General features: G+C 47.1%; 36 protein-coding genes. 17 read left to right on the plus strand and 19 right to left on the minus strand.

Annotation, left to right across the window (positions count from 1 at the left end; all coding sequences use genetic code 11):
- The 15 genes from BRW83_RS06750 to BRW83_RS06825 all read right to left on the minus strand — a co-directional run bounded on the left by BRW83_RS06750 (position 1) and on the right by BRW83_RS06825 (position 15445).
- Positions 1-933 (minus strand): phage tail tube protein, encoded by a 933-nt coding sequence (locus BRW83_RS06750; RefSeq protein WP_086131765.1) that lies wholly within the window; start codon positions 931-933, stop codon positions 1-3.
- A 13-nt stretch (positions 934-946) separates the two neighbouring features.
- Positions 947-1354, minus strand: a complete 408-nt coding sequence (locus BRW83_RS06755) for a hypothetical protein (RefSeq protein ID WP_086131766.1) — start codon at positions 1352-1354, stop codon at positions 947-949.
- On the minus strand, positions 1351-1656 hold the full coding sequence (locus BRW83_RS06760) for a head-tail joining protein (RefSeq protein ID WP_086131767.1): 306 nt from the start codon (positions 1654-1656) through the stop codon (positions 1351-1353). The genes BRW83_RS06755 and BRW83_RS06760 overlap by 4 nt, the downstream gene beginning before the upstream one ends.
- Positions 1656-2006, minus strand: a complete 351-nt coding sequence (locus tag BRW83_RS06765; RefSeq protein ID WP_086131826.1) for a DUF2190 family protein — start codon at positions 2004-2006, stop codon at positions 1656-1658. The genes BRW83_RS06760 and BRW83_RS06765 overlap by 1 nt, the downstream gene beginning before the upstream one ends.
- Positions 2007-2088: 82 nt before the next feature.
- Complete coding sequence (locus tag BRW83_RS06770) at positions 2089-4125, minus strand: prohead protease/major capsid protein fusion protein (RefSeq protein WP_086131768.1); 2037 nt, start codon at positions 4123-4125, stop codon at positions 2089-2091.
- Between the two features lie 61 nt (positions 4126-4186).
- The gene (locus tag BRW83_RS06775; RefSeq protein WP_086131769.1) at positions 4187-5638 is read right to left on the minus strand and encodes a phage portal protein; all 1452 of its coding nucleotides are present in this window, start codon (positions 5636-5638) and stop codon (positions 4187-4189) included.
- A gap of 3 nt (positions 5639-5641) precedes the next feature.
- Positions 5642-5860, minus strand: a complete 219-nt coding sequence (locus BRW83_RS06780; protein ID WP_086131770.1) for a phage head-tail joining protein — start codon at positions 5858-5860, stop codon at positions 5642-5644.
- An 8-nt stretch (positions 5861-5868) separates the two neighbouring features.
- Complete coding sequence (locus BRW83_RS06785; RefSeq protein WP_086131771.1) at positions 5869-8004, minus strand: phage terminase large subunit family protein; 2136 nt, start codon at positions 8002-8004, stop codon at positions 5869-5871.
- A complete protein-coding gene (locus BRW83_RS06790) occupies positions 7997-8599 on the minus strand; it encodes a hypothetical protein (RefSeq protein WP_086131772.1) in 603 nt (200 codons plus the stop codon). Before BRW83_RS06790 ends, BRW83_RS06785 begins: the two co-directional genes overlap by 8 nt.
- A 189-nt stretch (positions 8600-8788) precedes the next feature.
- Complete coding sequence (locus BRW83_RS06795; RefSeq protein ID WP_145814968.1) at positions 8789-9556, minus strand: hypothetical protein; 768 nt, start codon at positions 9554-9556, stop codon at positions 8789-8791.
- Positions 9557-9609: 53 nt separating this feature from the next.
- Positions 9610-10389, minus strand: a complete 780-nt coding sequence (locus BRW83_RS06800; RefSeq protein ID WP_145814967.1) for a hypothetical protein — start codon at positions 10387-10389, stop codon at positions 9610-9612.
- 307 nt (positions 10390-10696) lie between these two features.
- Positions 10697-11056, minus strand: a complete 360-nt coding sequence (locus BRW83_RS06805) for an antiterminator Q family protein (RefSeq protein WP_086131775.1) — start codon at positions 11054-11056, stop codon at positions 10697-10699.
- A gap of 322 nt (positions 11057-11378) precedes the next feature.
- The gene (locus BRW83_RS06815; RefSeq protein WP_086131777.1) at positions 11379-13892 is read right to left on the minus strand and encodes a DUF5906 domain-containing protein; all 2514 of its coding nucleotides are present in this window, start codon (positions 13890-13892) and stop codon (positions 11379-11381) included.
- Positions 13885-14730, minus strand: a complete 846-nt coding sequence (locus BRW83_RS06820) for a KilA-N domain-containing protein (protein WP_086131778.1) — start codon at positions 14728-14730, stop codon at positions 13885-13887. Before BRW83_RS06820 ends, BRW83_RS06815 begins: the two co-directional genes overlap by 8 nt.
- Positions 14723-15445, minus strand: a complete 723-nt coding sequence (locus BRW83_RS06825; protein ID WP_086131779.1) for a BRO-N domain-containing protein — start codon at positions 15443-15445, stop codon at positions 14723-14725. The genes BRW83_RS06820 and BRW83_RS06825 overlap by 8 nt, the downstream gene beginning before the upstream one ends.
- Before the next feature lie 91 nt (positions 15446-15536).
- Between BRW83_RS06825 and BRW83_RS06830 the strand changes: the two genes are divergently transcribed.
- Both BRW83_RS06830 and BRW83_RS06835 read left to right on the plus strand, forming a co-directional pair.
- Complete coding sequence (locus BRW83_RS06830) at positions 15537-15830, plus strand: type II toxin-antitoxin system RelE/ParE family toxin (protein WP_086131780.1); 294 nt, start codon at positions 15537-15539, stop codon at positions 15828-15830.
- Between the two features lie 3 nt (positions 15831-15833).
- A complete protein-coding gene (locus BRW83_RS06835) occupies positions 15834-16118 on the plus strand; it encodes an addiction module antidote protein (RefSeq protein ID WP_086131781.1) in 285 nt (94 codons plus the stop codon).
- Between the two features lie 26 nt (positions 16119-16144).
- Here BRW83_RS06835 and BRW83_RS06840 read toward each other — a convergent pair whose 3' ends face one another.
- The 4 genes from BRW83_RS06840 to BRW83_RS11870 form a co-directional block, all read right to left on the minus strand.
- Positions 16145-16540: a winged helix-turn-helix domain-containing protein gene (locus tag BRW83_RS06840; RefSeq protein ID WP_086131782.1), complete on the minus strand. Its 396-nt coding sequence runs from the start codon at positions 16538-16540 to the stop codon at positions 16145-16147.
- Positions 16537-16677, minus strand: coding sequence for a hypothetical protein (locus BRW83_RS11695; protein ID WP_157661014.1), 141 nt, complete (start codon positions 16675-16677; stop codon positions 16537-16539). The genes BRW83_RS06840 and BRW83_RS11695 overlap by 4 nt, the downstream gene beginning before the upstream one ends.
- Positions 16678-16843: 166 nt before the next feature.
- Entirely contained in the window at positions 16844-17302 is a 459-nt protein-coding gene (locus BRW83_RS06850) for a YmfL family putative regulatory protein (RefSeq protein ID WP_086131784.1), read from the minus strand.
- 25 nt (positions 17303-17327) lie between these two features.
- The gene (locus tag BRW83_RS11870) at positions 17328-17552 is read right to left on the minus strand and encodes a helix-turn-helix domain-containing protein (RefSeq protein WP_186447524.1); all 225 of its coding nucleotides are present in this window, start codon (positions 17550-17552) and stop codon (positions 17328-17330) included.
- Between the two features lie 54 nt (positions 17553-17606).
- Here BRW83_RS11870 and BRW83_RS06860 point away from each other — a divergent pair, with 54 nt between their 5' ends.
- From BRW83_RS06860 to BRW83_RS06925, 15 genes are all read left to right on the plus strand, one after another.
- Positions 17607-17996, plus strand: a complete 390-nt coding sequence (locus BRW83_RS06860) for a helix-turn-helix domain-containing protein (protein WP_198341921.1) — start codon at positions 17607-17609, stop codon at positions 17994-17996.
- 208 nt (positions 17997-18204) lie between these two features.
- Positions 18205-18735, plus strand: a complete 531-nt coding sequence (locus BRW83_RS06865; RefSeq protein WP_145814966.1) for a hypothetical protein — start codon at positions 18205-18207, stop codon at positions 18733-18735.
- A gap of 8 nt (positions 18736-18743) precedes the next feature.
- Positions 18744-18884, plus strand: a complete 141-nt coding sequence (locus BRW83_RS11700) for a hypothetical protein (protein ID WP_157661015.1) — start codon at positions 18744-18746, stop codon at positions 18882-18884.
- A 3-nt stretch (positions 18885-18887) separates the two neighbouring features.
- On the plus strand, positions 18888-19067 hold the full coding sequence (locus BRW83_RS06870) for a hypothetical protein (RefSeq protein ID WP_086131788.1): 180 nt from the start codon (positions 18888-18890) through the stop codon (positions 19065-19067).
- A gap of 9 nt (positions 19068-19076) precedes the next feature.
- Positions 19077-19853 carry a DUF3310 domain-containing protein gene (locus BRW83_RS11875; RefSeq protein ID WP_198341922.1) on the plus strand — a complete coding sequence of 259 codons (777 nt, stop codon included), beginning with the start codon at positions 19077-19079 and terminating at the stop codon, positions 19851-19853.
- On the plus strand, positions 19843-20202 hold the full coding sequence (locus BRW83_RS06880; protein ID WP_086131789.1) for a DUF4406 domain-containing protein: 360 nt from the start codon (positions 19843-19845) through the stop codon (positions 20200-20202). Before BRW83_RS11875 ends, BRW83_RS06880 begins: the two co-directional genes overlap by 11 nt.
- 187 nt (positions 20203-20389) lie before the next feature.
- Entirely contained in the window at positions 20390-21427 is a 1038-nt protein-coding gene (locus tag BRW83_RS06890; RefSeq protein WP_086131791.1) for a DUF5131 family protein, read from the plus strand.
- On the plus strand, positions 21424-21648 hold the full coding sequence (locus BRW83_RS06895) for a hypothetical protein (protein ID WP_086131792.1): 225 nt from the start codon (positions 21424-21426) through the stop codon (positions 21646-21648). The genes BRW83_RS06890 and BRW83_RS06895 overlap by 4 nt, the downstream gene beginning before the upstream one ends.
- Positions 21635-22009 carry a hypothetical protein gene (locus tag BRW83_RS06900; RefSeq protein WP_086131793.1) on the plus strand — a complete coding sequence of 125 codons (375 nt, stop codon included), beginning with the start codon at positions 21635-21637 and terminating at the stop codon, positions 22007-22009. The genes BRW83_RS06895 and BRW83_RS06900 overlap by 14 nt, the downstream gene beginning before the upstream one ends.
- Positions 22006-22638, plus strand: coding sequence for a hypothetical protein (locus BRW83_RS06905; RefSeq protein WP_086131794.1), 633 nt, complete (start codon positions 22006-22008; stop codon positions 22636-22638). Before BRW83_RS06900 ends, BRW83_RS06905 begins: the two co-directional genes overlap by 4 nt.
- The gene (locus BRW83_RS06910; protein WP_086131795.1) at positions 22635-23090 is read left to right on the plus strand and encodes a class I SAM-dependent methyltransferase; all 456 of its coding nucleotides are present in this window, start codon (positions 22635-22637) and stop codon (positions 23088-23090) included. Before BRW83_RS06905 ends, BRW83_RS06910 begins: the two co-directional genes overlap by 4 nt.
- A 2-nt stretch (positions 23091-23092) precedes the next feature.
- Entirely contained in the window at positions 23093-23542 is a 450-nt protein-coding gene (gene ssb / locus BRW83_RS06915; protein WP_086131796.1) for a single-stranded DNA-binding protein, read from the plus strand.
- A gap of 25 nt (positions 23543-23567) precedes the next feature.
- On the plus strand, positions 23568-23747 hold the full coding sequence (locus BRW83_RS06920; protein WP_086131797.1) for a hypothetical protein: 180 nt from the start codon (positions 23568-23570) through the stop codon (positions 23745-23747).
- On the plus strand, positions 23744-23875 hold the full coding sequence (locus tag BRW83_RS12065) for a hypothetical protein (protein ID WP_257789307.1): 132 nt from the start codon (positions 23744-23746) through the stop codon (positions 23873-23875). The genes BRW83_RS06920 and BRW83_RS12065 overlap by 4 nt, the downstream gene beginning before the upstream one ends.
- Before the next feature lie 78 nt (positions 23876-23953).
- Positions 23954-24241 (plus strand): helix-turn-helix transcriptional regulator, encoded by a 288-nt coding sequence (locus tag BRW83_RS06925; RefSeq protein WP_086131798.1) that lies wholly within the window; start codon positions 23954-23956, stop codon positions 24239-24241.
- Positions 24242-24491: the final 250 nt, after the last annotated feature.

The raw sequence follows: 24491 nt of genomic DNA on the forward strand, positions 1-24491 counted from the left end.
TTATTTCACAGTAATACTGATTTCATCATTTCCCTCATCCGGAATCAGGGAAAGCGACACAGACAACATGGCGTTACCATCCTCGTCCTTGTACGACGGACTGTAAATCTGCGCTTTTGGTGCAGAAATGACCACGATATTGCCGGCAACCGTGCCATGCGTCATGGACACAGATCCGGTATCTCCATCGGCAATCGTCTGATACCAGTTTTTTGTTGCGATACTGTTCAGCTCGAAGGTGACAGATCCGGTTGGTTTGCGGTTCGTGATTTCAACACTGGACGCGCCGATCAGCTCCCGATAAATGACATCGTTGGCGACATCAACAGAAAATTCAGACATCGGCGCGGTTTGCCCATGTAATGACCAGACCGGTGTATTCAACGTACTGGCAACCTTCGGCACCTGAAATGCCGAATAATCCACACTGGACGGATTGGATGTATCAGTCGGTTCGGTGTATTTCCCGGTAAACTTGAATTTCATTTTCGGGATACCTTTTGGGGACAACTCAAACGAGACAGTCCCGCGACATCCGCTCATCTTGTGTAACAAACCGTCAAGATAATAAAAAATCGTTACAGACGGAATATTGTCGGTAACCGGTTTATAGACCACATCCGTCGATTCCGTTACTGTTTCGCCAAAGGCACAGGCTTTCAGTAATGGCCCCCATGCCGGAGCAACACCCGCCGTTCCGGAGCCGGTCAGCTCGACATCGAATTCAAGTTCTGACTTAACCGATGCAAGCAATTGCTCCGATGCTCCCAAATAGGGACGTTGCAAGTCCCTGTCGACAAATTCCGCCGACATCATGTTGGGAGAAATTCCACTGCACAAAATCGCGTTGGCCGCCCCTGTTGGTGTCGGATCGACACCATACGTCGTTTCTGTTTTCGCCAGAATCAACGCATTACGCATTCTTTTTGCCATAGCTTTTTCCTTTTTAAAGATTATTCGGGTTTGTTCTGTACAAAACCGAATAATGAGACTGCACAAAACAGCCATCAGACGGACGTTCGGCATATTTCGGCTCATCTGAACCGGTTTCTGCAATCTCGATAATGCCCGGGATCGGAGCCGTCATCAGGGCAGAATGGATGATCCCCATCAGGTCATCCGCTGCCACTTCCGGATTTTCACAACGACAAATAACCGTGATCCTCAAATCCATTGTCCTATCGATTGCCCCGATCATTCTGTCGTTTACCGTCTCGTCTCCACGATGGACAACGACAACCGGCGTTTCTTCTGCGCTGTACGCTTTTACAAGAGACCGTTCGACATGCTCGATCCCGTCTGTTGCATTCAGTAACGCAATGACTGCCGACATGATTTCTTCACGTTTTGTCATGGCAAGACCTCCAGCATCACCGTAGAAAATTCGCCATCCGCATCCTGCATGGGTGGACGGGTCAGTTTGTAGGCTGTCCCGTCAATCCGGATGACGTCACCCCTTTTGAGGGTGACGGCACTGGTGAGATATTCGATTGAATAATCCGTTGCCTTGACGAAATCATCCATATCCAGAACATCCGGACGTTTCAGACCGACTTTGAATGTCATACCGTTCCCGTTCGGTAACTGGAAAGTTGCCGTTTTCAGCATGCCATGCACCGAACCGATGGCTTCCCATATTTCGTCAGGCAACCCCATTAAAATGCCCCGTTCAGCCGAATAGTCGCACTCGTCTGTCCGGACGTCTTTGCAATCAGGAACACACCGATTTTTGGATAGGCAACCGGCGTTTGGGCGCCATCATTCGCTGCCGATGTCACCTTCTTGTCCGTATTGTTCCAGTAAGCAGCCGCGCCAACGGTGGCCGTGTCGGTACTGACGGCCGCCAGTTCATAGACACCATGCAAGTCAAGAACAACGTCTGCGTCGGATGCCGCGTCTGTCAAAGCAACACCGAACAGCGTGCCGACAAGCGCGCCATCACCACTGGACAGGGCATAAGGGGCTGGGACCTTGACGGTCTTGCCACTCGCAATCATGTTTTTCATACATATATCCTTTAAAAAAAGACGGTGGCCGAAACCACCGTCAAAACCACACAGGGAAAGATTTTTCAAACTGTCGTGCCGCTTATGCCGCACCGTTATTTTTGTAAAGACCACGCCAGTCGATGGCCTTGGCTGCAAAAACAAGACGCGCCTTGATCTGCAATCCGTCCACTTCGAATCCCTGTTTCTGTTCGGTAAACAGGCCGTTTTCACCTTCCAGATAGGCGTATTCGATTGTATCTACCATGTTCGGCGAAGCCGACATATACCAGGAATTTCCAATAATTCGCGGATCGACGATCACTTCCAGCGAGGTATTGAATTTCGGATTGATATTGACTGATGCGGCCGCGACGAATTCGGCTGACGTGTACTTGTTTGCCAAACCTTCGTTATCAGGGCCGACAATCAAATAAGCCGGTGTCAGGTTCAGATAACCATCTTTCAGGTCTTTCTGTTTTCTCATCATTGCCCTGGCTGCTGTCAGGGACGTGTCACTGATCGCCGTTCCGGTACTGGTCAGATTTTTATGGTCAGAATCGAACAGGGCTTTTCCGTCGGCCATATTCGGATTACCGGTCAAAATACCGTACACAATGTCTGATTCTTTTTGCGCTGCCTTATTCGCAAAAATGCGTGGAATACGGTCAAAGGCGTTCAGATCATCATTGACCAGCGTTTCCATCGTGATTGGAATAATCCGGCCATATTTGACGAGTGCATATTTCTCTGCACTTTCTCCCATAGTCGCCATTTTGTATTCTTCACCTTCGGTCACCTTTTCAAATCCACTCATGTCGGACAATTGAACACGGGCAACCTGTTTGAAATCCGGCGCGGTTGACCGGGTACAAAACGGCGTGAATGTTTTTGGCGCGGCATCATAGACCCGTCGCAAGGTGCGCCCGACTGTATTGCCAAGCACTTCCGGGAAGTCGCTGGTCGAGTTCATACCCGCACGCACACGCAGGTTTTGATCCACGTTCAATGCAATGGACGCGATTTCATGACGGGCAAATCCGGCAACCTTGCCGCCACCAGCTTCAATCGCAGCACGTGCCATGTCAATCAGGTTCATGCCCCGATACTGTCTTGCCCGTTCGATCTGATCCTTGTCCGTCAGGGCATTTGGATTGGCTCGCAAAAGAATGGCATCCGACATGGCCGCACGGCGAATATCCGTCTGATCTTGTACGGTAACAATATGTGCCGGACTGATAGTCGCACCAGACCCAGCAGATCGCTTGTGCAATTCGTTCAGACAGGCCATGCCTGCATCTTTTCCATCCATATCCCGATTATTGATCAATGCATCGGCAAAGCCCGGTTCCAGCCCAGCCATCCGGACAGCATCACGGATAGCCGTTTGGCGTTCCGCTTCCATTCGCATCCCTTCTGCACGAGCCGCTTCAATTTGTGCCTGGTTATCCTGTGGCACAACAGGTGCAGCGACAGGCGCGCCACTGCGGGTTCCTTCATTTGCTTGAGGCATATTGTTTCCTTTTTCAGTGTTCACGGCAGGTGCCGCAAGTTGACGTACAAAAAAATGGCATGGCGTTGTGGCCATGCCGGGTTGCTGGTCTGGCTGGCTTCGGGTGCCAGCGCCCCCATCCGCTGGAACCGTCACCAGCGACAATTCCAGCGGTTCCCAGTCTGTTGCCCGATAAATCCAGTCTTCTCCATCCTTTTCTGGCGGGATCATCTCGATGGAATGGATGGCATAACCAACCGAAATATTCCGGATAATGCCTTCCTTAACGTCCTGCCAAATCGCATTCACTTCTTCCCGTTTCGAGAATCGAGCAGTCGCAATGCCCTGACCATTTTCGATAGATGCTGATTCCACAACGCCGAGTTGGTCGGACAAGTCATAGCGACAATGACTGTTCAGAAATGGTGCCCTTCCTGATGTCAGTCGTTCCATTCGTACACATTCCGGGCTGACAGGCAGTTCTTCCACATAAAAACGTCCTCGCATGTAGTCGTACCGTCGAACCTTGCCTCCTGTCGTCCAAACCAGATTACACGTCCGGTTTTCATCGTTGATTGTCCCAACTGATGCGGCTCTGGTCTGCATCGGTAGGTCCGTCATTCCTTCTTTATTTGCCTGCTTTGGCATCTGTTTCTCCCAAAAAAATAACCCGGACAAGCCGGGCTTTTATTCTCACAATTCAAATACCTTATGAATCCTCTGTTTTCATGACATCCGTTATCTTGATCAACCTCTCCGATACCGCTGCATCCGAATCAAACAATATCCCCGCGTCGGCATACTGCTGGCGTTCGGCAATGATTTCAGCCAGAACGGCATCGGGGTCACCACCCAATTCCCTGATACTTTCTGATACGGATTTCATCCCTGCCCGTTGCGCTTCTTTTGCAGCCATAACATCCTTGACCGGATCAACCCAGGCCTTTTTAGGCATCGTCACTGACATTCGTGATGGTTTTCCTCGCAAAGCGCCAGATAGAATGGCTGATTTCTGCCATGCCCAGCAAATCGGGTTAATGAGCATCGGCACCAGCGCAAGCCACTGTTCGGCATTGATAATTTGCCTAAACTCCACCAGACCGGCACGGTAAGACGAATAATTGAACTTCGATAAATCGCCAGTCATCTGCGAATACATCACGCCCATACCGGCGGCAATGGCGTGCAATTGGGTGTTGGTATAACCTTCATATCCCCCCGATTGTGACGGTGAAGCAAATTCGATGGCATCCGCATTGTCGATTCTCGTTATCATGCCGGGGGCGAGTGTTTCCGTCCGTTGTCCTGATGCCGTTTTACCCTGTTGGCCAACATTCAAACCGCCATTGTCCGAGCGAATGAATACGGCGAAACAGGCTTCTATCTTTTTGCGAACCAGTTCGGCTTGTTCGTAATCGGCCACATCACGCAAGCGCATGAGCGCCACGGCTAATTCAGACATTCCTCTGACCTGCGATGCCCGTTCTTTCCGGTAGTAATGGAGGATATATCTGGCCGCCACCCTGATGCTGTCCATCCCGTTTTTCCAGCTCATTCCGGCAATCTCTCCCGGATGAGTCTGGAAAAGCCAATACGCACAGCGCCTGCCTGAACGGTCAAACTCCACACCGGCAATCACGAAATGCCCGTTATCCAGTTCACCTATTTTGCTTGTATCGAGATGATCAGCTTCGAGGACTTGCAACTGTAACGGAACTGACAATCCCTCATAAAGCCCGGTATGATGCAGGCGAATCAGCACTTCACCATCGGTATAACGATGACGTACAGCCAATTCCAGCAATCCATTGAAATTCAGTTGCCCGTCATAATCACACTGATCACACCATGCTTCCCACAATCCGTTATCCGGAGCTTTAACCGTTATACCGTCCCCGATTGTATTAGCCACCAGCGCACGAATGGCCGACCGTCCATATTCGTTGTTTCGGACAATATCCCGTCCTCTGGCACGAATACGGGACAGTTGCGGCGCAATTTCAGCATTGGCACTGCCGTTTGTAGCGTGCCATCCAGCTGTTCGTCTGCCAACCTTGCCCGCATCGTATGATCTGGCCATATTCAGAGACATACGCGCATACGCCCGGCGAACGGCAGCAGCGGGCGACACGTATTCAACCATTCGATCTATCCAGTTCATCCGTTAATCCCTCGAAAATATTGCCAGCGCTGCCGGTCCCCTGTTACTGTTTCCGCCCGATATCAAGCCGCTGGCGGTCAGCTCGCTGCGCATCAGGTTCCTCACCCGGAGCAGTTCATCCATCGAGCGATACCGCACCCGTTTTCCGCCGTAATCCACTTCCAGCAGACCATTTGCCAGTGCTTTTTCCACTGCATTGAATTGTTCAACTGTGAATGCCATTTATCCCCCTATAACCAGTTATCGTTACCTCCTCTGCAGAGCCAGTTTGACCCGACACCCAGCCAGTTATCCGGTTCCGGCTCTGGTTCTGGTTCGGTCTTATGTTCCTGTTCCGGTTTCGTTTCTGGTCTCGCTGTCGCTGTTTCAACAGTTTGCTTTTCCGTCTCAAGCTGCCGTTTTTCCGGTTCGGTTTCGGATATTTTCGCACCTGAAAGCGAAACGGATGTTCCACTCTGTTCCATCGCGTTCCGGTCATTTTTTTCATGTTCGTCAGCTTGTTTAAACAGATCAGGAATGCGCGGTTCGATCAGAGTTTTCAAATGTTCCCAGTCCGCTGCCTGAAACCGGTTAATTCGTACATTGGGATGACAGGCAGCAGCATAGGCATACACCCATGTATCCAGCGCCTCGTTACGCTGCCTTATCTTGACGTAACGCCCTCGCCGATCATCGTACACTTCCGCTGTCATCTGTTCGTAGAACTCCGTCGGCAATCCTTCAGGGAAACGAACCATCCTTTTTTCAGGTGCAAGATATTGTTCTGTTTCGCCTGAAATCTCGACGTCACTCGCCAGACGCGAAAACAAGGCGTTCTTGGCCGTATCGGTACCGACAGACCAAACCATTACCCCGTTCTTCTGAACGTCACCACGGGCGTTTTTGACGTCCTGGCGTGTCGGTCTGGACAGGATCGGCCGATTCGTTTCTTTTGCGCCCTTGACTGCAATAACTCTGTCGAAACGACATTGCCGGACATGGTTGTAAACCCTGTGCGTGTTGTAACCGGTATCGATTGCCGTCATGGATATTTGCAAATCCACGCCAAAGGCATTGCGAACCGGTGAATGTCGATACTTTTCCAGCGCTTCCCACACTTCCGGTTTTTCCGGATCGCCATGAATAATGACGTAATCGATGGTTGCGCACCGTTCGTTTTCTCCCCACCCCACAAGATGACCTTCCAACCGGTCTTTCTGAACGTCCACGCCCAGCGTCAGAACGAAAATGCCTTCCGGAACCGTCCGTACCGGCCAGCTTTCTGCCCGTTTTTCAAGATCAACGCCTTTAACCCTGTCGCCGAAATCTTCATAAGGCAAACCTTTCTGCAGGTTAATGAACGGCTGTAATTTGGCCGGATCATTGCAAGCATCCAGCCATTTCTTCGCAATCTCGACCCAAGTAAGCCCAAGCCCGATAGGCGAATACAAGGCATTGATGTGATAACCTAGCCTTTCCCGTTCCGGATGGGCATGTATCCAGCAGGCTCCGTTTTCCTCGGCCAGCATCCACGGCTTGAAGCGTTCTTCGATACAACCGCCACAATGTGGACAGACATATGCTGCCGTCTCCGGATGATGTATTTTCTTTCCGTCTTCGCCGACCGTTTTCTGCCAGATCAGATTTTCAAATTCAAGCGTCTGCAGTTCTACACAATGCGGACACGTCACCCAATATTTCGCCTGTGATGAGCGTTCATATTCTTTGGCGATATGTGACGTTTCTTTCCGTCCCGGTGTCGATGCCTTATACCGTTTTGCACGTGCAAACGTCACTGTCCGCTGTTCAGCCAGTGAAATAGGATCGCCTTCGCCGTCGACATCGATCGGGTAACGATCCGTTTCATCCAGAGCCAATTTCTTGATCGGCATGGATGCCAGTGCCGATGCCGCATTGGCGCCGGTCATGACGAGCACACCACCTGGAAATTCCTTGACCAACGTTGTGTTGCCGCTATCGCGTTTCCTTGATGCCGGTATTTTTGCCAATAATCGTTTGTTCAATTCGATCATTGGCGCAATACGCTGTTTACTGTACTTTTCTGCCGTGTCCACCGTCGGCTGTACTGTCAGCATCGGGGCCGGTGCATGATCGACTGTGTAGCCGATCCAGTTCAGCAAGACTTCCGTTTTTCCGACCTGCGAAGCGGCCATGAAACAAATATCCTTTGCAGGATGCTCATCCGATAGCGTGTCCATGATTTCACGCAAATACGGCGTTCTGGATGTCCTCCACAACCCCGGTTCAGCAGAGGCCTTACCGGACAACATCCTGTTTTTATCTGCCCATGTACTGACTTTCAGTTTTTCCGGTAATTTCCACGCTTTGACCACGGCATGACAGATTGCCTTGTAGCCATCAAGCATGATCTTCTCCGGATAGATGTTTCTCAATCAGTTCAGATACCGTTTTTTCCATCGTGCTGCATATCTTTTCGCATTCGTCTGTAATCAGAGCATGGACCTTTGCCGGATCCGTTTCAGCCGCGATCTGTTGCGTCAGGCGTTCCGGAATTTGCATTAAAGCCGTTCTGGCCGCCATGTGCGTATCCACCACCGCCTTGACGATGGGTTCCACCATGGCAATAAGCCCTCTTTGCTTTGCCAGTTCAATTTTTTTCAGCTCGGCTTCAGCCCGCTCCCTATCCGCCCGTGCCTGATGGTAGTCGCTTTCCTGTTCATCACTTACAAAAGGGCTGACTGGCTTGTTTTTTGGTGCTTCGGACACTGGTTTTTCCGGTAACGTGATCTCTTTTCCATCACGATAGGCATTCCAGCGATCACGAACTCCGACCTTGCTTGGATCGCCCGTCGCTTCGATCAGGCGCAAGCTGGCTTCGACGTTGACCTGTTTCCCATCTTCCGACAAAACGATACGTTTCTGGTCTTTCAGCTTCGTCACATATGACACGCCGCAACCGTATATTTTGGCGAACACGGATTTTGTGACAAAACCATTCATGCAAACATCCTTAATTTCACTTAAAATATTGATTTCACTACATATATTTCACTAACTTCACCAAGCTGTGACCAGCGAAAACACGCGGTTCGAATTACCCGCATAGGCGCCCCAAGGGAAGGACCCATATTTTTCAATTGAGAATGATTCTCATTTACAATATCGTGATCTGTACCCGAATCATTGCCCTCAGCCTTTTGATGTACCCGATCCAACAACTTGGACAAAAGTTTCCTTGAGATTCTTTTCAAAATGTCTCTCTGCAGATTTTTCCGTTGCATAAAAGAAATCCAGACGTTGCCCATAGACCGGATACGGAACAAACATCATGATCGGCTTGACTGCCGAACCCTGCGCTAACTGATACCGTGCCCAGATACCGGCAGCAAACTTGTCTGCTCTACCTTTCGAAACAAAGTAGCTGACTCCCTGTTTCGTTTTTGTTCCGCGTGCTATCGACTTGCGCCGTTTATCTGTCATGTTTGCCCGATAACCTTGCTCACCGAATGCTTTGAAATAAGCAAGAATCTGAACAATCAAACCTCGTGGCATGTTGCCATATGAATCCAGCTGAACCCCTGACCCAGGCACAACGATATGGTTGCTCGGCAAGATACCAATAGAGCGCAAAGCCACCTCAAACCGTTTGAGCGGACGAACCCCACCGAAAACTTGCGGTAATAGATATTTGCCAGCTGGAATGCCTTTGCCCCCGAATGTTTTGAAACCGACTGTTGCTTCAAGTTTTGATTTTGAAGCCGCTTGAATGTACGTGCTGTTTAACGTGTATGGCGTCGGTCGATCGAATGAATCCGTCATTTCATGTTTCAGATCGGCTTGCAAATCCTTGGCCGTCATCGTCAGACTCTTTGCTGCGATAAATGGAATCTGGCGGGCAATATGATCGTCAATCGACTCTTGCAATTCCTTCAAGCCCTTTATTTCGATTTTCATCATGACAATAAAAAAGCCCTGCAAATTTTGCAGGGCCTGCTGTATAAAAAATAGAACTATTCGTTATCGGTGAATATCTCATGAACATCAATAATCTTATACATTTTGGGTACATCCTCAACTGTTTCAACAAATACATCGACAAGAAAATAGTCTTGAAAAGGATAAGGACGTTCGAATAGCATTTTCTTTTTCAATTCCTCATTTTCGAACGTCACCCTGATCGGTTTTGGCGAAATACTTTCAATTATTGCCTTGTCTCCCACAGTATTGCTTGTCTGATTCTTAGCTTGATCCCAATGTAATAACACTTTATTGCGAACGCCAACCAGAGGAACTTTAAGAATCTCTATTTCCCTACGTGCATTATTCTGAATTGTATTGGCTTCTGGAGAATGAAAATGGTAATGGACACTAATTTCACCATTTACATTTACGGTATCGATTCTGAAAGAGCCTTTAGCATCTTTAGCAATTGGGTCAACGATATCCATAATATTTTCAAGTGTCTTTTTTTCGATCACAGCAGGTCTGTCAACCTTATTTCCAGCAAGCCAATTTAATAACACGACAAGTCCTCCCCCAAACGCAACCAATGTATTTATGTCTTCCATATACGGAAGCAAGGATGAGGTTAATCCCACTAGCTCGGTGATAATACTGCCAGACCTTACGTCTTTAACGTAAAGACCGGCATCAACAGGTGGCAGCCCCAACTCTTTTTCTACGTAACGCTGATATTCATTACTGACACCCAACATACATTCGGCCAGATCCCTCACATCTACCGGTCGGCTGTTCTTGATTGTCAACACGAGTTTTGATTCATCAGGCATGACGAGCTCCAACTGTTTATTCAGTTAGTAATTTACTCGTGCTCAACCATTTTTAGAATCGAAAATAACTTTTCCTTATAAAAATTAAACTTATCTGCTACAAATAAATATGATTACTGAGCAAAGTATTGAAAACGCAATAATTTCTTGTAAACTGTAAGGTTATTCATAAAAAAATCCCTGCCGAAATAGGTCAGGGATTAAAGAAAATAGTCTTTGAGTAACAGCTCTGCTTGAGCATAGCAATAATGTAACGAAAAAGTGTAATTTTTCAAATAGTCACTTTGTCTAAGTTCGGCTTGACAGTTTAAATCACTTGTTTATAATCGCGCGACCCAATTAAAACCTGTTGTTTCAACGCGCTCATTCGGTTATAGACTGTCTTGTTGGCACATCTATGATGAAATGCAATAGAAGACACCGGCAAGCCCTTCACATACCAATCCCACCCCATCCAGAACAACGATGGTTTTTCTGCCTTCACCCTGGACATAATGCCGTCGATCATCATTACATCAGCATCGACCAGCGCAACCGTACCAGAACTCCCGCCAGACAATTCAACCCTGAATGTCGGCGATTGAGCAGGAAACCCGCAAACCCCTTTTTCCTTCAGTGCCGAAAACAATCCCCATTTTTTCAATTTTTCGTCTGCCCAATCGCTCATTTCATCTTCTTTCTTTATTTTATTGATTCATGTCAATTTTTTAATGGTTTTGTGAACAGTATGAATAGTTATGTTAATAGTTTTGTGAATAGTTTATTTTTTATAACATATTGTTTTTATTAATATTTTTTAGGTATGTGAATAGTATGAATAGTTTTATCCCTATACGCGCGAGAAATTATTTCATTCTCGGAAAAATATGCATCTCGCGTGTGCGCGCGCACGTGTAGAAAAAACTGTTCATACTGTCCATACTGTTCACAAAGCCTTATTTCATGCGGGTTCTGACGTGTTAACAGTTTTTCGAAACTATTCATACTGTTCACATTTCCTGTTGTGTGTAAACGTTCCGGTACTTTTTAAGATGCTCTTCAAAAAGACTTGACGCCCCCTCAACCCAGCCACTGATCGTTTTATCGTCCGGCTTGTCTCCGACCAGATAAACAGTCCTCTGCTTGACATCACTGTTCAGGTCATACTTGATCAATGACTTCCTGACCAATCCTTTTCCTATCCGGTCTATCGTTCGACCGAATAGCGTCAATGTTGGGGGCCATCGCTCGCCACTCACTACGCACCACCGCTGGAAACCTGAATAGAGTTGTTGAGCGGAACAACTTATAAACGGAAGGGGAAGGAAACCCTGCGACCAGTTATGAAAAAAACGCTCTGGTGGCGACATGCTCAACGTAATAAGATCGTCCTTTGCCTCGGTTCTGGGCGGGTCGGTGTACTCGTCAAAACCATCAAACGTGACGGTATTAAGCAAAAAATCATAAAAAGCCTCAATACCGCCGTTATTCGCCTCTTCAGCCACAGCGCGATAAAACTCTTTCTCCCGTTTTGGCGGTGTCCAGAGAACAAGATAACGCCTGTCTGAACTATCCAGAACCAGCGGTTGCAACTCATTCGAAAGAAACACAAAATTCATGTGATTTGCTTCTTCCCTGGCATTCAGGTTTTTCGGATTAACCATCACCGTATCGCCAGAAATGATTTTTTTCAATCTGCCTTTTGTCGCTTTAAGCTCTGATCGAGTAATCACCTCATCAGCCACTACAAACAGCTTCTTGCTGGCCCAGTCGTTAAACTGGTTTTCCAGCTGTTCACTGCCGATAACCCCGCCATACTCGCCGTATATCCGACGCACAATGATTTCCCAGAACAGGTTTTTACCCGAACCTTCATCACCGTGCATCACAATACTCGTCCGCATTTTTGCGCCGGGGTTTTGCAGTGGGTAGGCGATCCAGCGCAATAACCACGTCATAACCGCTTTATCACCATTGGACAGGTGCCCGACCAGCTCCATGATTTTTTGATAAGAGCCTTTTTTCGGTTGAATCGTCCAGCCGTGATAAAGGTTTATTGCGCCGATCATGTCCTCTTTATGCCCAGGATCGAAAATAACGCGGTCTTTATTGACGATCTTTCGCTCACCATTGTTCAACCAGAATTTAACCTCGTCGCTGCCGTATGCCAGCCTTAAATTCGCGATCTTGATGAACATGTGGCGGTCACTATCGTAAGCCTCGTCCGTTCCGTAAATCAGAACAAACTTATCGAGCAGAAAATTAACTTTTTCCCAGAAATTAGCGCCCCGTTCCTTGATCTTGCGACCGCCCCTTTCCCCCTTGCCGTCGGCACTTTTTCCACCTTTTTTGTTGACTGGCAACGGCTTTCCGGACAGAGCAGCATCGATAGCCGCCTGAACCTGATCTTTGACCACATCAAGCGATTCATGAACATGCAGATCGTTGAAATCCGTCCATTTATTTGTTCCCCGATCTTTAAAAACCGGCCAGACTACCGACGCATTACCTGCATCAATCGCCGCATTTTTGGCACCGTAAATCCCTGCATTTCTGAACGTGAGTGAACGTCCATGTCCATTCCGTATGACTTCCGAATAAATGTAATCGTCGCCGTGCGGATCTTTTTTAAGCCCTGATGTGACACGCACAGGCATCCCGTCTTTATCAATCAGGTCGTTTTGAATACCGGAAAGTTCCGGAATATCAGAAAGCCCGTAATCAGTTGTCAGGCGTTCAGCGTACCGCTGCCGGATCAGATAATCATCATCGGCAATGAAGAGCAAATGCGCCTCTGGCCAGTCCCGTCTTACCCAGCGTATGACGCGCATCAGATTACCCACGTCAAATGCCACGATAGCCGGATATTTCCGGTCTGTCGCCATCCGAACAGATTGCATCGTTGCGTACCCCTCGCCAACCATGATCAGCTGGGGGGCGAGGGGAATTTCTCCTAATATCAGGCCTGCACCGTCTTTTTGCATCCCTTTATTAAACCGTTTATCGCCGGCTGGATCGATCTTTTGTAATCCAACAAGATGTTGGCCATCCGGGTCATACTGATACGCAGGGACAAATACGGATCCATCCGGCGCGATTTTCGCCCCGTCGCCATCAATACCCTTGCGCTGCAGATATGGCGAAATAACCCCAGCTTCCGGCTTGACTGCCTCCCATTGCGTTTTCGCCCGGTTTGCGGCAAACGTCGCCATTTTCCGGCGCTTTTCAGCTTCCCGATCGTCGAACTCTTTTTGTTTTTTGAGGGCCAGTGCTTTTTCTTCATCGGAAATTCCTTGCCAATCGATTTTGACGGATACTGCATTATTGTTTTCGCCCTGCCAGATTCCGAATGCGCCTGTCACGACCTGACGGCCCGACTTGAGCGTAATGTCACGCAAGGCATACCATGCTTTCTTACCGGGTCCAAATCGATGAATCTTGCCATCAAGGACTGGATGCCCTGAAGGCAACATCGGCAGACCGCAAGCCGTCATCTGGTCGATAACCGATGTCAGATTACTCATTGACGCCCCCCTGGATTTTATTCAGGGCTTTATCGGCCTTGATCCTGACGAATTGAAGCAGTTCTTCGATTCGTTCTTTTTCTTCATTCAGTTTGTGCAGGAGCGCATTGCCAAGGGTGGTTGTCTTGACAACTCTTTTTGCATACATCAGATTTAGTCTTCCGCCGGCGACACATCGATATTCAACCGCACGGCGCAAATGATCAATACAAAGGTCATAACATTCCCGCGACATTTCCCATGCCTTTTTTTCCATATCATCGGCCAGACTTTTCGGAATATCGACGCTGGAAACAGGAAGACCTTCCCGCATCATTTCAGCGATATCAACAGAAGACATCGATTTCGTTTCTTGAGGAATCCAGATATCCAGATCGTCAACCTTTCCAGAAAGATAATCGGACATCAATTCACCCCGGATTTCCCGGTATTTTTCCATTACCAGAACGTGCGCACGCATGTTGATGGCGGTTTGCTCTTCGGTAGTAATGACACGGACGGCCGGAAGTGTGCTTACAACCTGCGCTTTCGCGGAATCCAGAAACACACGAATGACCTTGAGATGGAATGCAGGGCTGATCCATGCCGCGTAGGCAATGACTAGTTCTTTACAAACATAAGAACCCTGTGCCCGCCCTTTTCCGGCAACTGTATTTAAGCTCCTCATATGTGAGGAACTATCAATTTCAGAAATTAAAGCCTTTGTTGCCTCAAGCCGCAAAAAATTGGAGGGCTGATGTTTTTTATTGCCACCGCTGGCCTTATGTAAATCATTGAGAGAATATAAACCGTCTTGCTGACGGATGGCGGACGAACCGATAGATATGATGTTAGTCATGGCTGACTCCTTTGTAGCGTTTTGAATTTTCGCTACCCGCTTCTAAACGGGTGGGCGAAACCGTGCGGATTAGAAGACCGGTTACAAAGGAACCCGGCGCACCCGAAGATGCCCCGCACGGCTCGCCCATAAAAAGAGACTTGCCACGGACATAAAAAAACCGCTTTGATGGCGGTGTCCGCCTTTGTATATCCGAGCTTCTAAACCCGACGCTGTTTTTTTCCAGCGCAGATGTAGCATAGCCGGATAGTTGACGGCTTGTCAACTCACCCCGGATTTCCCGGTATTTTTCCTGTGCCAGAACGTGCGAACGCATGTTGATGTTGGTTTGTTCTATCGTAGTGAGAATGCGCACGGCTGCAAGCGTATTTCTAGCATGTTGCTCCACCTCTTTATCCAGAATATCCAATACCCATCGCCGGAATTCTTTTGCCTTCGATGTTCTGGAAAACATGGCAACCAAATGAGCGCCACGAAGGGAAAAAAGACGGACGGTTTTTTGAATATTCCCCGAGACGGTCAAATTGACCGTCTCGGACATATCTGCCGTAAATTCATCAGCATTACGTCTGTATATCCGGCTTATTGCATCATCGGATTGATAACCCAATGACTTTGCGATATCGGTCGCAGAAAAATAGGTTTGATTGTTTTGTCGAATAATCGACAGAGATACGCCGTTAAAAACGAGCGCAGGCAATGAGGATTTAGGCATAGTAGCCCCCTTGAGTATAGCGTTTTGAATTTTCGCAATGATTGCGGCTTGACTCCTTGACCTTTTGTAACCGATTGGTTACAATAGAACCATGAAATACACAATCAAACAAACCGAAACATTTAAAACGTGGCTCAAAACAGTCAAGGATAGAACGGCATTTATTGCCATCATCAGAAGACTTGAAAGAGCCGGAAACGGCAATTTCGGGGATGCCAAGTCGATTAATGACGGTGTTTCTGAAATGCGCGTCGATGTCGGTGCAGGTTATCGCTTGTATTACACCATTCGCGGAAATGAGATCGTGTTTTTCCTGAACGGTGGAAAAAAGTCCACACAGAAATCGGATATTAAAATCGCAAAAAGCAAGGCGAAAGGAATTTGAAAAATGACTGAAAAAACACACACTTTTGACATAGTTGAATATCTGGACAGTGAAGAAAACGTCCAGGAATATTTCAGACAAGTCATGGAAGACGGCGACTCCGATGAAATTATCCGGGCGCTCGGCCACATCGCCAAAGCGCGGGGCATGATGAAACTTGCAAATGATACCGGACTCGCCAGAGAAAGCCTTTACAGGGCGCTTTCTGAAGGCGCAAAACCGCGTTTTGACACGATTATGCGCGTCACTCAAGCCCTTGGCCTGAAACTGACTATTGCGCACGGCTGACCGATAAAACAATAGGTGGTTTGCAGCTAACATGCTGCACCTCTCCCAACAACAACCTGAAATGCCCAATCATCCAGAAATTCTTTTCTATAAACGACTTCACGTGATGATTTTATTCGGACTGGTGTTGGCGATAGTTCCAACACCGGTTTGCGTTTTTTTGGTCCGGCAACCTTGCGGTTTGGTGTCGGTGCATCTTTACCAACTCCGAAAGCAAATACTCTTGAAAATGCATAGTCGCCCTCAAGCCAATCAGCAACATAAACCGTGCCATTTTTCCTTTTCTCGACTCGGATTTTACGCACGTGCTTATTGATCGTTTGACTGCAAAAACCTGTCTTTTCAGCGAGTTCTTTTACTGTCGCCGGTTTTTCTTTCAAGGCATCAATAATCTCTTTTTTTATATCTCTTTTGGTTTTCATTCCGACACCTCGTCAGTAAAAAACAGGCTGAAATCATCAATCACGTCGCTGATATAAAAATTCTGGTTATAGATCCCGACCAAAGCCTCATGCTTTTCCGTCACAAACGAAGCAAACCGCAAGCCCGATGACTTCATGATTGTTATCCGCCCGCAAAAGCTGAACACTGCGACAGAATCGGATGTTTGCCTCAATGCGCAAACAAGACGTCGGACGGCCTCTGTCAGTGACGTTTTTTCTGACAGCTTTCTTTTTCGAAGACTTTTCCTGACTGGTTTTAACGACATGGTTCTGGATATCATTTCAGTCTTCCTTTTCATGTTGCTTGCAATAGATTCGAAATGTGAGCGCCAACAGTTCCTGTACCAGCTTATTTACCCCCTCACCTGCCGCCGACAGATCCTGACGTTCTCGCTGATCGACCACATCATCAGAAATCGCCCTGCTGAATTTTCCGGAAAATTCGCCTACTTTCGCGTAGAGTGCATTCCACTTTTCCAGCAGTTCATCGTTTCCGATATCAGACACATCCGGCAATTCGACAAAAACCCCACCACTTAACGACGCCACTGCATCAGCAAAGAACGTTGTTCCACTGAAGGACTGGATCTGCAACTCTTCATCGGCCGTAAAATCCTGCCCCTTCCGGTTATATAACCGGTTATCAAATGCATGAATCGTCATTCCCATTGCCACTGCTAGCGCATCTTTTCCGCCGGGAAACGACTTGATCATTTTGAGATTTGCCTGCCTCACATTCACAGCGTTTGCCCTTTCCCTGTGGTTTTTAATTTTGGCGATTACAGTTAAATTGATTACATTGAACAGCAGCGACAGTTTCTGGATACACAGCCTTTAAATACATCATCCTGGCATCCGGAATCCCTTGTTTTCGCCACTTTGAAACAGCCTGCGAACGGATGCCAAAAATGTCAGCCACTTTGACGGAACCGCCAAGCTCATCAATTAATTTGGAGTCGTTTAAATGAATCATATTAGCGATTGTAACCATAGTTACACAGAAAAAGCAAATTATAGTTACAAAAAAATATGTAACCATTCTTTCATGGATACCATTAGCAAAAAAATCAGAGAGTTAAGGATTAAAAAAGGGCTGACTCCGGAGCAATTCGCCAAAAATATTGGAGTAAGTCGAGTATCGGTATTGAAATGGGAAAATGGCTCGGCGCAAAATCTGAAAATAGCTAATATTTTGAAAATTTGTGAGTTTTTTGGTCTTACAACTGACGAATTTTTGAAAGACGAATCGCCCTCTACATTAAAAGCGGCGGAAAAGGCAGAGCCTTATCGTGTGGGCCGGTACTGGCCGTTCAATTTCCCGCCTGACAAATTAAATTTATTACCAAAACCCGAAATCGACGCGATCAACGAATACATGGAATTGCGTTTTTTTAACTGGGAAATGAAAAGTAGAAAGAGAAAGAACGCTGGCTAAACGAACGCTTGCGATAATTATTCCTTTCCCGCGAAAAATCCTACCACCAAAAAACAACCCGCTTTGACGGGTTATTTTTTTATCCGTTTTACGCCCCCAGAATGTAACTACAATTACAAATTAATGTAATTACTATTGACACATTAAAAAATTAATGTAACTATGGTTACGAACAAAAAGTAATTAACGTTACAGAAAAGGGGGAAATATGCAAAGCAACGATACAACGCCTGTAGTGATTTATGGGCCTGCTGGATGCGGTAAGACGAGATACGCCCAAGCATTAGCCAGACACTATCGCAAGCCAATCATTATGGATGACGTCAGCAAACATGATAAAGGGGCATTTGGCTTGAATGCCCTTTATTTAACAAATGAAGACTTGAGCGATTCAGACATCCCTCATGCCATCCCTTTTCATGTTGCAGCCAGGGCCGCCGGCATTAAGGTGCCAGATAAAGACAAAAATGATAATCAGCCGCGTTACTGCAAAGACTGTAAACATTGCTCGGGCGATCTCAAATGGGGCCCTAAGTGTTCCGCCAAAGAATCCGAGTATGTCGATCTGGTTCAGGGTCCATTATTAAGATCATGTGAAAAAATGAGACGGACTGACCAGTTTTGCGGGTCATCTGGACGCTTTTATGTCGTCAAGGAATCGATTTCTTTTTCATCAAGAACTTCCATGTTGTTCTCCTCTTTAAATAAAAGGCATTCTGCCACGCTTTCCAAAAAATGAGGTCAATTATGAACTCTTACATTCTGACAATTACCGTTGATCTGCACAAAATCGGCAGATTCTGCAAGCGTCTTGCAGAAGGCCTATTTGTCGGCTTGATCATTGGCTCACCTATTCTGCTTTACGGCCTCGGCTGGATCAAGGGGTAAATCATGCTGATTCTTCCCGAAGAAGAGCTTAAAAAAGCATGGCAATGGCTCAAAGTCACTACCCCGTATCAGCAAATGATCGCATGCCCGACACAAAAAGCCATCCTTATGGCCATCGCCAAGAATCGCTCGCGAAAGAATCGAGTAAATACGCAGAACCGGCGGATTACTGAACGCACATAAGAGATTATTATGCCAAATCTGAAGTCCAAAATTATTGAATTGATAACCGCTCATCCAGGCATCAATGATGCAGAGATAGCCGACCGTCTGGATATAGAGGTAGATCTTGCCAGATCTGTCACCTCACCTCTTCTTGGAAATGAAATTTCATCCTCGGTTGTAATTACCCCGTCTGGACTACAAATCCGGCGATATCGGCGAATCTGTACTGAAAAAACTGCTATACCCATCACTCCTAAAATCAGTAAAAAAGAATCAATTTCTGTCGAAAGCGATCGAAAAAGTTCGATAAAAGTTTCAAAAGTGGCACTCGCACTCGCTTATTTAAGAACTCACGAAAAAGCAACGCCCGCAGAGTTAAAGCAAGCAATGGGACTTACTTCTCGTCAGCACCCTCTCCCTTTTTTGAAACATTTGATTTCAAAAGGATCCGTGAATTTTAGGGACAAGGTCTGGACGCTATGTGATATCGCTACCACCAATCCAAATACAGCTGACGAAGCATTAAATAAAACTGCATTGGAAGAATCAAAAATCGGAATAACAGAACAATCGTTTGACCCAGTCAACCAACCTTCTCATTACAAAACTGGCGGTATAGAGATGATCGATATTCTTCAGGCAAAGCTATCTCCCGAAGAGTTCAAAGGTTTTCTTAAAGGAAACGTCCTGAAATACACAATACGAGCCGAACATAAAAACGGAATTGAAGACTACGAAAAAGCCAGCGTCTACGCAAATTGGCTGGTACAAGCAGCCAAAGGAGAGGCACAAAATGGGATTTAACCACGATTACGGCGGCGTTTATGAAAAGCCGTCAACAAAAAATGTAAAAAAAACGCGGGTTTATATCAGTGGCCCAATGACCGGATTACCCGGTCTTAATTTTCCATTGTTTAACGCAGAGGCGTTACGTCTTGAAGGGATGGGATATGACGTAGTCAACCCTGTGGACCTATGCCCCAACTCGACGGATTGGCAACAGTGTATGCGCATTGATCTGGCTGCACTCCTGACTTGCGACATGATAGCCCTGCTGCCAGGCTGGATGAAATCAAGGGGCGCCCGTCTTGAAGTGAACATTGCTCATCAGGTCGGCATTGAAATCGTATCAGCAAAGGACCTGACATCATGACAGATGAGATAGATCGAGCACAGGAATACGAAAGCAGGATGACTGAAGCAGCAATTTCTCATGCAAGGGCAAACGCAGAAATGGCTAAAGGTGTACCCGGCGAATGTGAGTTTTGCGGTGAATGGTCCGGACGACTCGTTAATGGTGCTTGCGCCCCTTGTCGCGATAAATACAAATTGGGGTGATCATGGCCGACAACTCGAAAATCGAATGGACGGACGCGACCTGGAACATCATAACAGGGTGTTCTCCAGTTTCTCCCGGCTGTGCAAATTGTTATGCAAGTCGGCTCGCTGGTACACGTCTGAAACATCATCCTTCCCGTGCGGGCCTGACGAAAGAAGTAAACGGACGCTATGTCTGGAATGGTGAGGTGTGCTTTAGCCTCGAATGGCTGGACCAGCCTATTCGCTGGAAGAAACCAAGAAAGGTTTTTGTCTGCGCGCATGGCGACCTGTTCCACGAAAACGTCCCAGATGACTGGATTGATGCTGTTTTTGGTGTTATGTGGGCGTGTCTGTATGGACGCGATAGCGAACCCGGTCATATTTTCCAGATATTGACAAAACGTGCCGACAGAATGCTTGAATATCTGTCTCAAGACCGACGCGAGCAATGGGCAACTAATGCTGTTAATTATGGCGGAGGACTTGACCCCGATGGTCTTTATGATCAGACAAAATACTTTGACGGACCTCATCCGAGGATATGGGCTGGTGTCACAGTTGAAAATCAGGAGATGGCGGACAAACGTATACCGCTATTGTTGGCAACGCCTGCAGCAAAACGATTTATCAGTATGGAACCGTTGATTGGAAGCGTTGACATAGTTCATGCGTTTGATTGGCCAGCCCCCGGTGTTTGTATTGATTGGGTAATCGTTGGCGGTGAATCCGGACAAAATGCAAGACCAATGCACCCAGACTGGGTGCGTACTGTACGAGATCAGTGTGCGATAGCTCATGTCCCGTTCATGTTCAAGCAATGGGGAGAATGGTGCCCAAGAAGCGATTGCGTTCACAAATTCGAGGACGGTTCTTGCTTAGCTGACCTTGATCCAAGCTGCAAGAAATGGCCTTATGTCGTCCGACTGACAGCAAGGGGAAATGATGGATCCCGGCTCGAAAATTCCTGCGATGGCGATGACACATATATGCAAAAAGTTGGAAAAAAAATAGCAGGCCGTCTCCTGGACGGAAGAACTTGGGACGAGGTGCCGGAATGAGCAAAACACCTGAATTACACCAGTGTTATCTGTGCGGCGGGGATGTCGAGCTTATGGATGCCAATCTGAATAACAGTACTGCAAGCTTCCAATGCAAAAAATGTGAAACATGGATTTTAGTGAAGCTGAATAATGAGGTTATCAGCAAGTCAATCTGTGCCAACAAATGGAACAGCTTCGGAAACAAAAATCCGGTAAAGGAGTTTTATGAAAACACCTGAATTACTGCCCTGCCCGCATGACGGAAGCAAAGTCGAATTTTGCGACGAATGCGATGGCGGCTGTCACAGAATTATCGGCAATGGCATAGAGATAGACCTACTGCCAACAATTCGTCAGGGCGACAGCTTGGAGAACCGCAGGGCTATATGCGCTGAGCGATGGAACACCCGCGTATACCCGCCAGAAGCCCAAAAGGCCATTGAGCGGGATACACCAAAGATGCTAAAAAAAGGCAACCCTTTTTTCTGTGAAGGAGATGAGTTTATTTGTCCAAGTTGTGACGAGCATGTCCGCAAAAGTTTACTCAAAGGAAATTGCTGTTGTCACTGTGGCCAGCGGCTGGATTGGAGCGAAGAATGAGTAAAAACATAGTTATCAGCTTGTTTGATTACACCGGAAATATTGTCAAACCTTGGGCAGAAGCCGGATACAACTGTATATGCGTTGACCTTCAGCACCCGAACACATCTTCAGATGGACGTATTGCAAAAGTCAGGGCAGATGTACTGCACTGGATGCCAAAAAAACCGGATCAGGTTGCAATGTTATTTGCCTTCCCTCCGTGTACAGATGTTGCGGTATCCGGTGCCAGGTGGTTTAAAGACAAGGGGCTGGGGGCGTTAATCAACACATTAAATCTTTTTAAGCGCTCTGTTGACATGGCTTTATTGCTCGGCTGCCCGTATATGATTGAAAACCCTGTAAGCGTGGTCAGCAGCTACTGGCGTAAACCAGATTATACATTTCATCCGCATGAATATGCTGGGATATGCGCTGATGATAACTACACAAAAAAAACATGCTTGTGGACAGGAAATGGTTTTGTAATGCCGGAGACTCAACCAGATTTAAAGCTCGGGAAACCAGATGACCGCATTCATAAAGCCTCGCCTGGACCAGAACGCGCAAACTTTCGAAGCGCTACACCTAGGGGGTTTTCTGAGGCAGTGTTCAAAGCAAATCATAAATTCGAAGAGGCAGCAATATGAAGCCAATTCTTGATGCTTGTTGCGGCTCTCGGATGATGTGGTTCGACAAACAGAATCCGCTGGCTGTTTTTGCTGACAGCCGTAACGAAACTCACACTCTATGCGATGGACGAGTTTTGCATATCAATCCAGATGTTCAGCACGATTTTAGAAATATGGATTTTGAGGACGAGACATTTAATCTTGTTTGTTTCGATCCTCCGCATCTTGTACATGCGGGTGAAAAATCATGGCTGGCCAAAAAATATGGTGTTTTATCTGGCAGCTGGCAAGACGATATCAGACAAGGATTAGTTGAGTGTTTCCGCGTTTTGAAACCGCTCGGGACGCTCGTTTTCAAGTGGTCTGATGAGCAGATCAATACGTCTGACGTGCTAAAACTGACAACACATGAGCCGCTATTCGGGCATCGTCGCGGGAAAACAGTATTTTTAGTTTTTATGAAAGTTTGAATATGGCATCAATCAACAAAGTAATCATCGTCGGCAATCTTGGCCGGGATCCTGAAAATCGCTATTTGCCAAGTGGCGAACAGGTCACCAGTATCACTGTCGCAACGACTGATCGCTGGCGTGACAAAACATCGGGTGAACAGAAAGAACAGACCGAATGGCACCGTATTTCATTCTTCGGCAAACTGGCAGAGATTGCCGGTCAGTATCTGAAAAAGGGTTCACAGGTCTATATCGAAGGCCGTCTGAGAACGCGTAAATATACCGACAAGGAAGGTGTTGACCGTTACGCGACCGAAATCATCGCCGACACCATGCAAATGCTCGGCAGCCGTCAGGATTCACAAAGCACGGGGCGGAATGAGTACGCCGAACAGACAGGACGGTCACAGCCTACGCAGCGCAAGACCCCGCCAACTGCCGACATGTTGGACGATGATATTCCCTTCTGACGGGAAAAATTGAGAGGAAATAACGATGTCTGAAAATTCAAAAATCGAACAGCTGAAGCACGTTCGTGATGCCATGCAAATTCTCGTTAACGGAATCGGGCTACAAGACTTGCCTTATGCTTTGTCCACGACCGAATATGCAAAGGTACAACGGGCACAACGTATGCTGAATCAGCTTATCGATGATGGTGAAAAAAATGATTGAGCACCACTGCCCCGACTGTGCTCGCCAATCTCTCACGCTCGATCAGGCTTTTTCTCGACATCGCGTCAGGTGCGAAAAATGCGGATGGCGTATCGAGAAGTGGCACAGGGAACCAGGGGAAGCGCTAGCATTGCTGGAATTGGTTTGCTGGCAGATAGAACAGGATCGCAGAACAGGAACTTTGAAATTAACGAGGACGGCATAAGATGGAAACAGATATACTTGATAAACTTGCTTCAGCGGTCGCCGGTAAAATTCGCCCTGCAGTACCGATCAGCGTTGCATTATGGGATTCTGACGACGTATCTTCTTATTTGCGGGTCTCAAAAAACCAACTGACGCGGTACACACCGCGCCCGGATTTTCCAAAACCGATCAGATTACCAACACAATCAGGCGGCTACGGTCATCCGCTTTGGAAAGCGGAGCAAGTAATAAAATGGGCCGAAAGTTATCATGATAGCGTTATAAAAAAGCGTGTCAGAAACGGATGAATTACGGATATATCTGTTGAAAGCCTTATAAATAAAGACGTTTGTGGTGCCGGTCCCGGGCACCAGTTTGACGGATTCGGCATGAATCCGTAAAAAGGCCCTGTTTTCACAGGGCCTTTTTTCATACCAGTATAAAAAATTCCGGATTTAAAAAAATGGCTGAATGCCGCATGATACGGTTCATTGAGCTTTATCATATTGTATTAATTCCTGCCCAGTCCGCTTGCCCTGCAATTATAATATTTTATAA

The sequence above is a fragment of the Oxalobacter formigenes genome, assembly GCF_002127965.1.
GTDB classification, from domain to species: Bacteria; Pseudomonadota; Gammaproteobacteria; order Burkholderiales; family Burkholderiaceae_D; genus Oxalobacter; species Oxalobacter formigenes.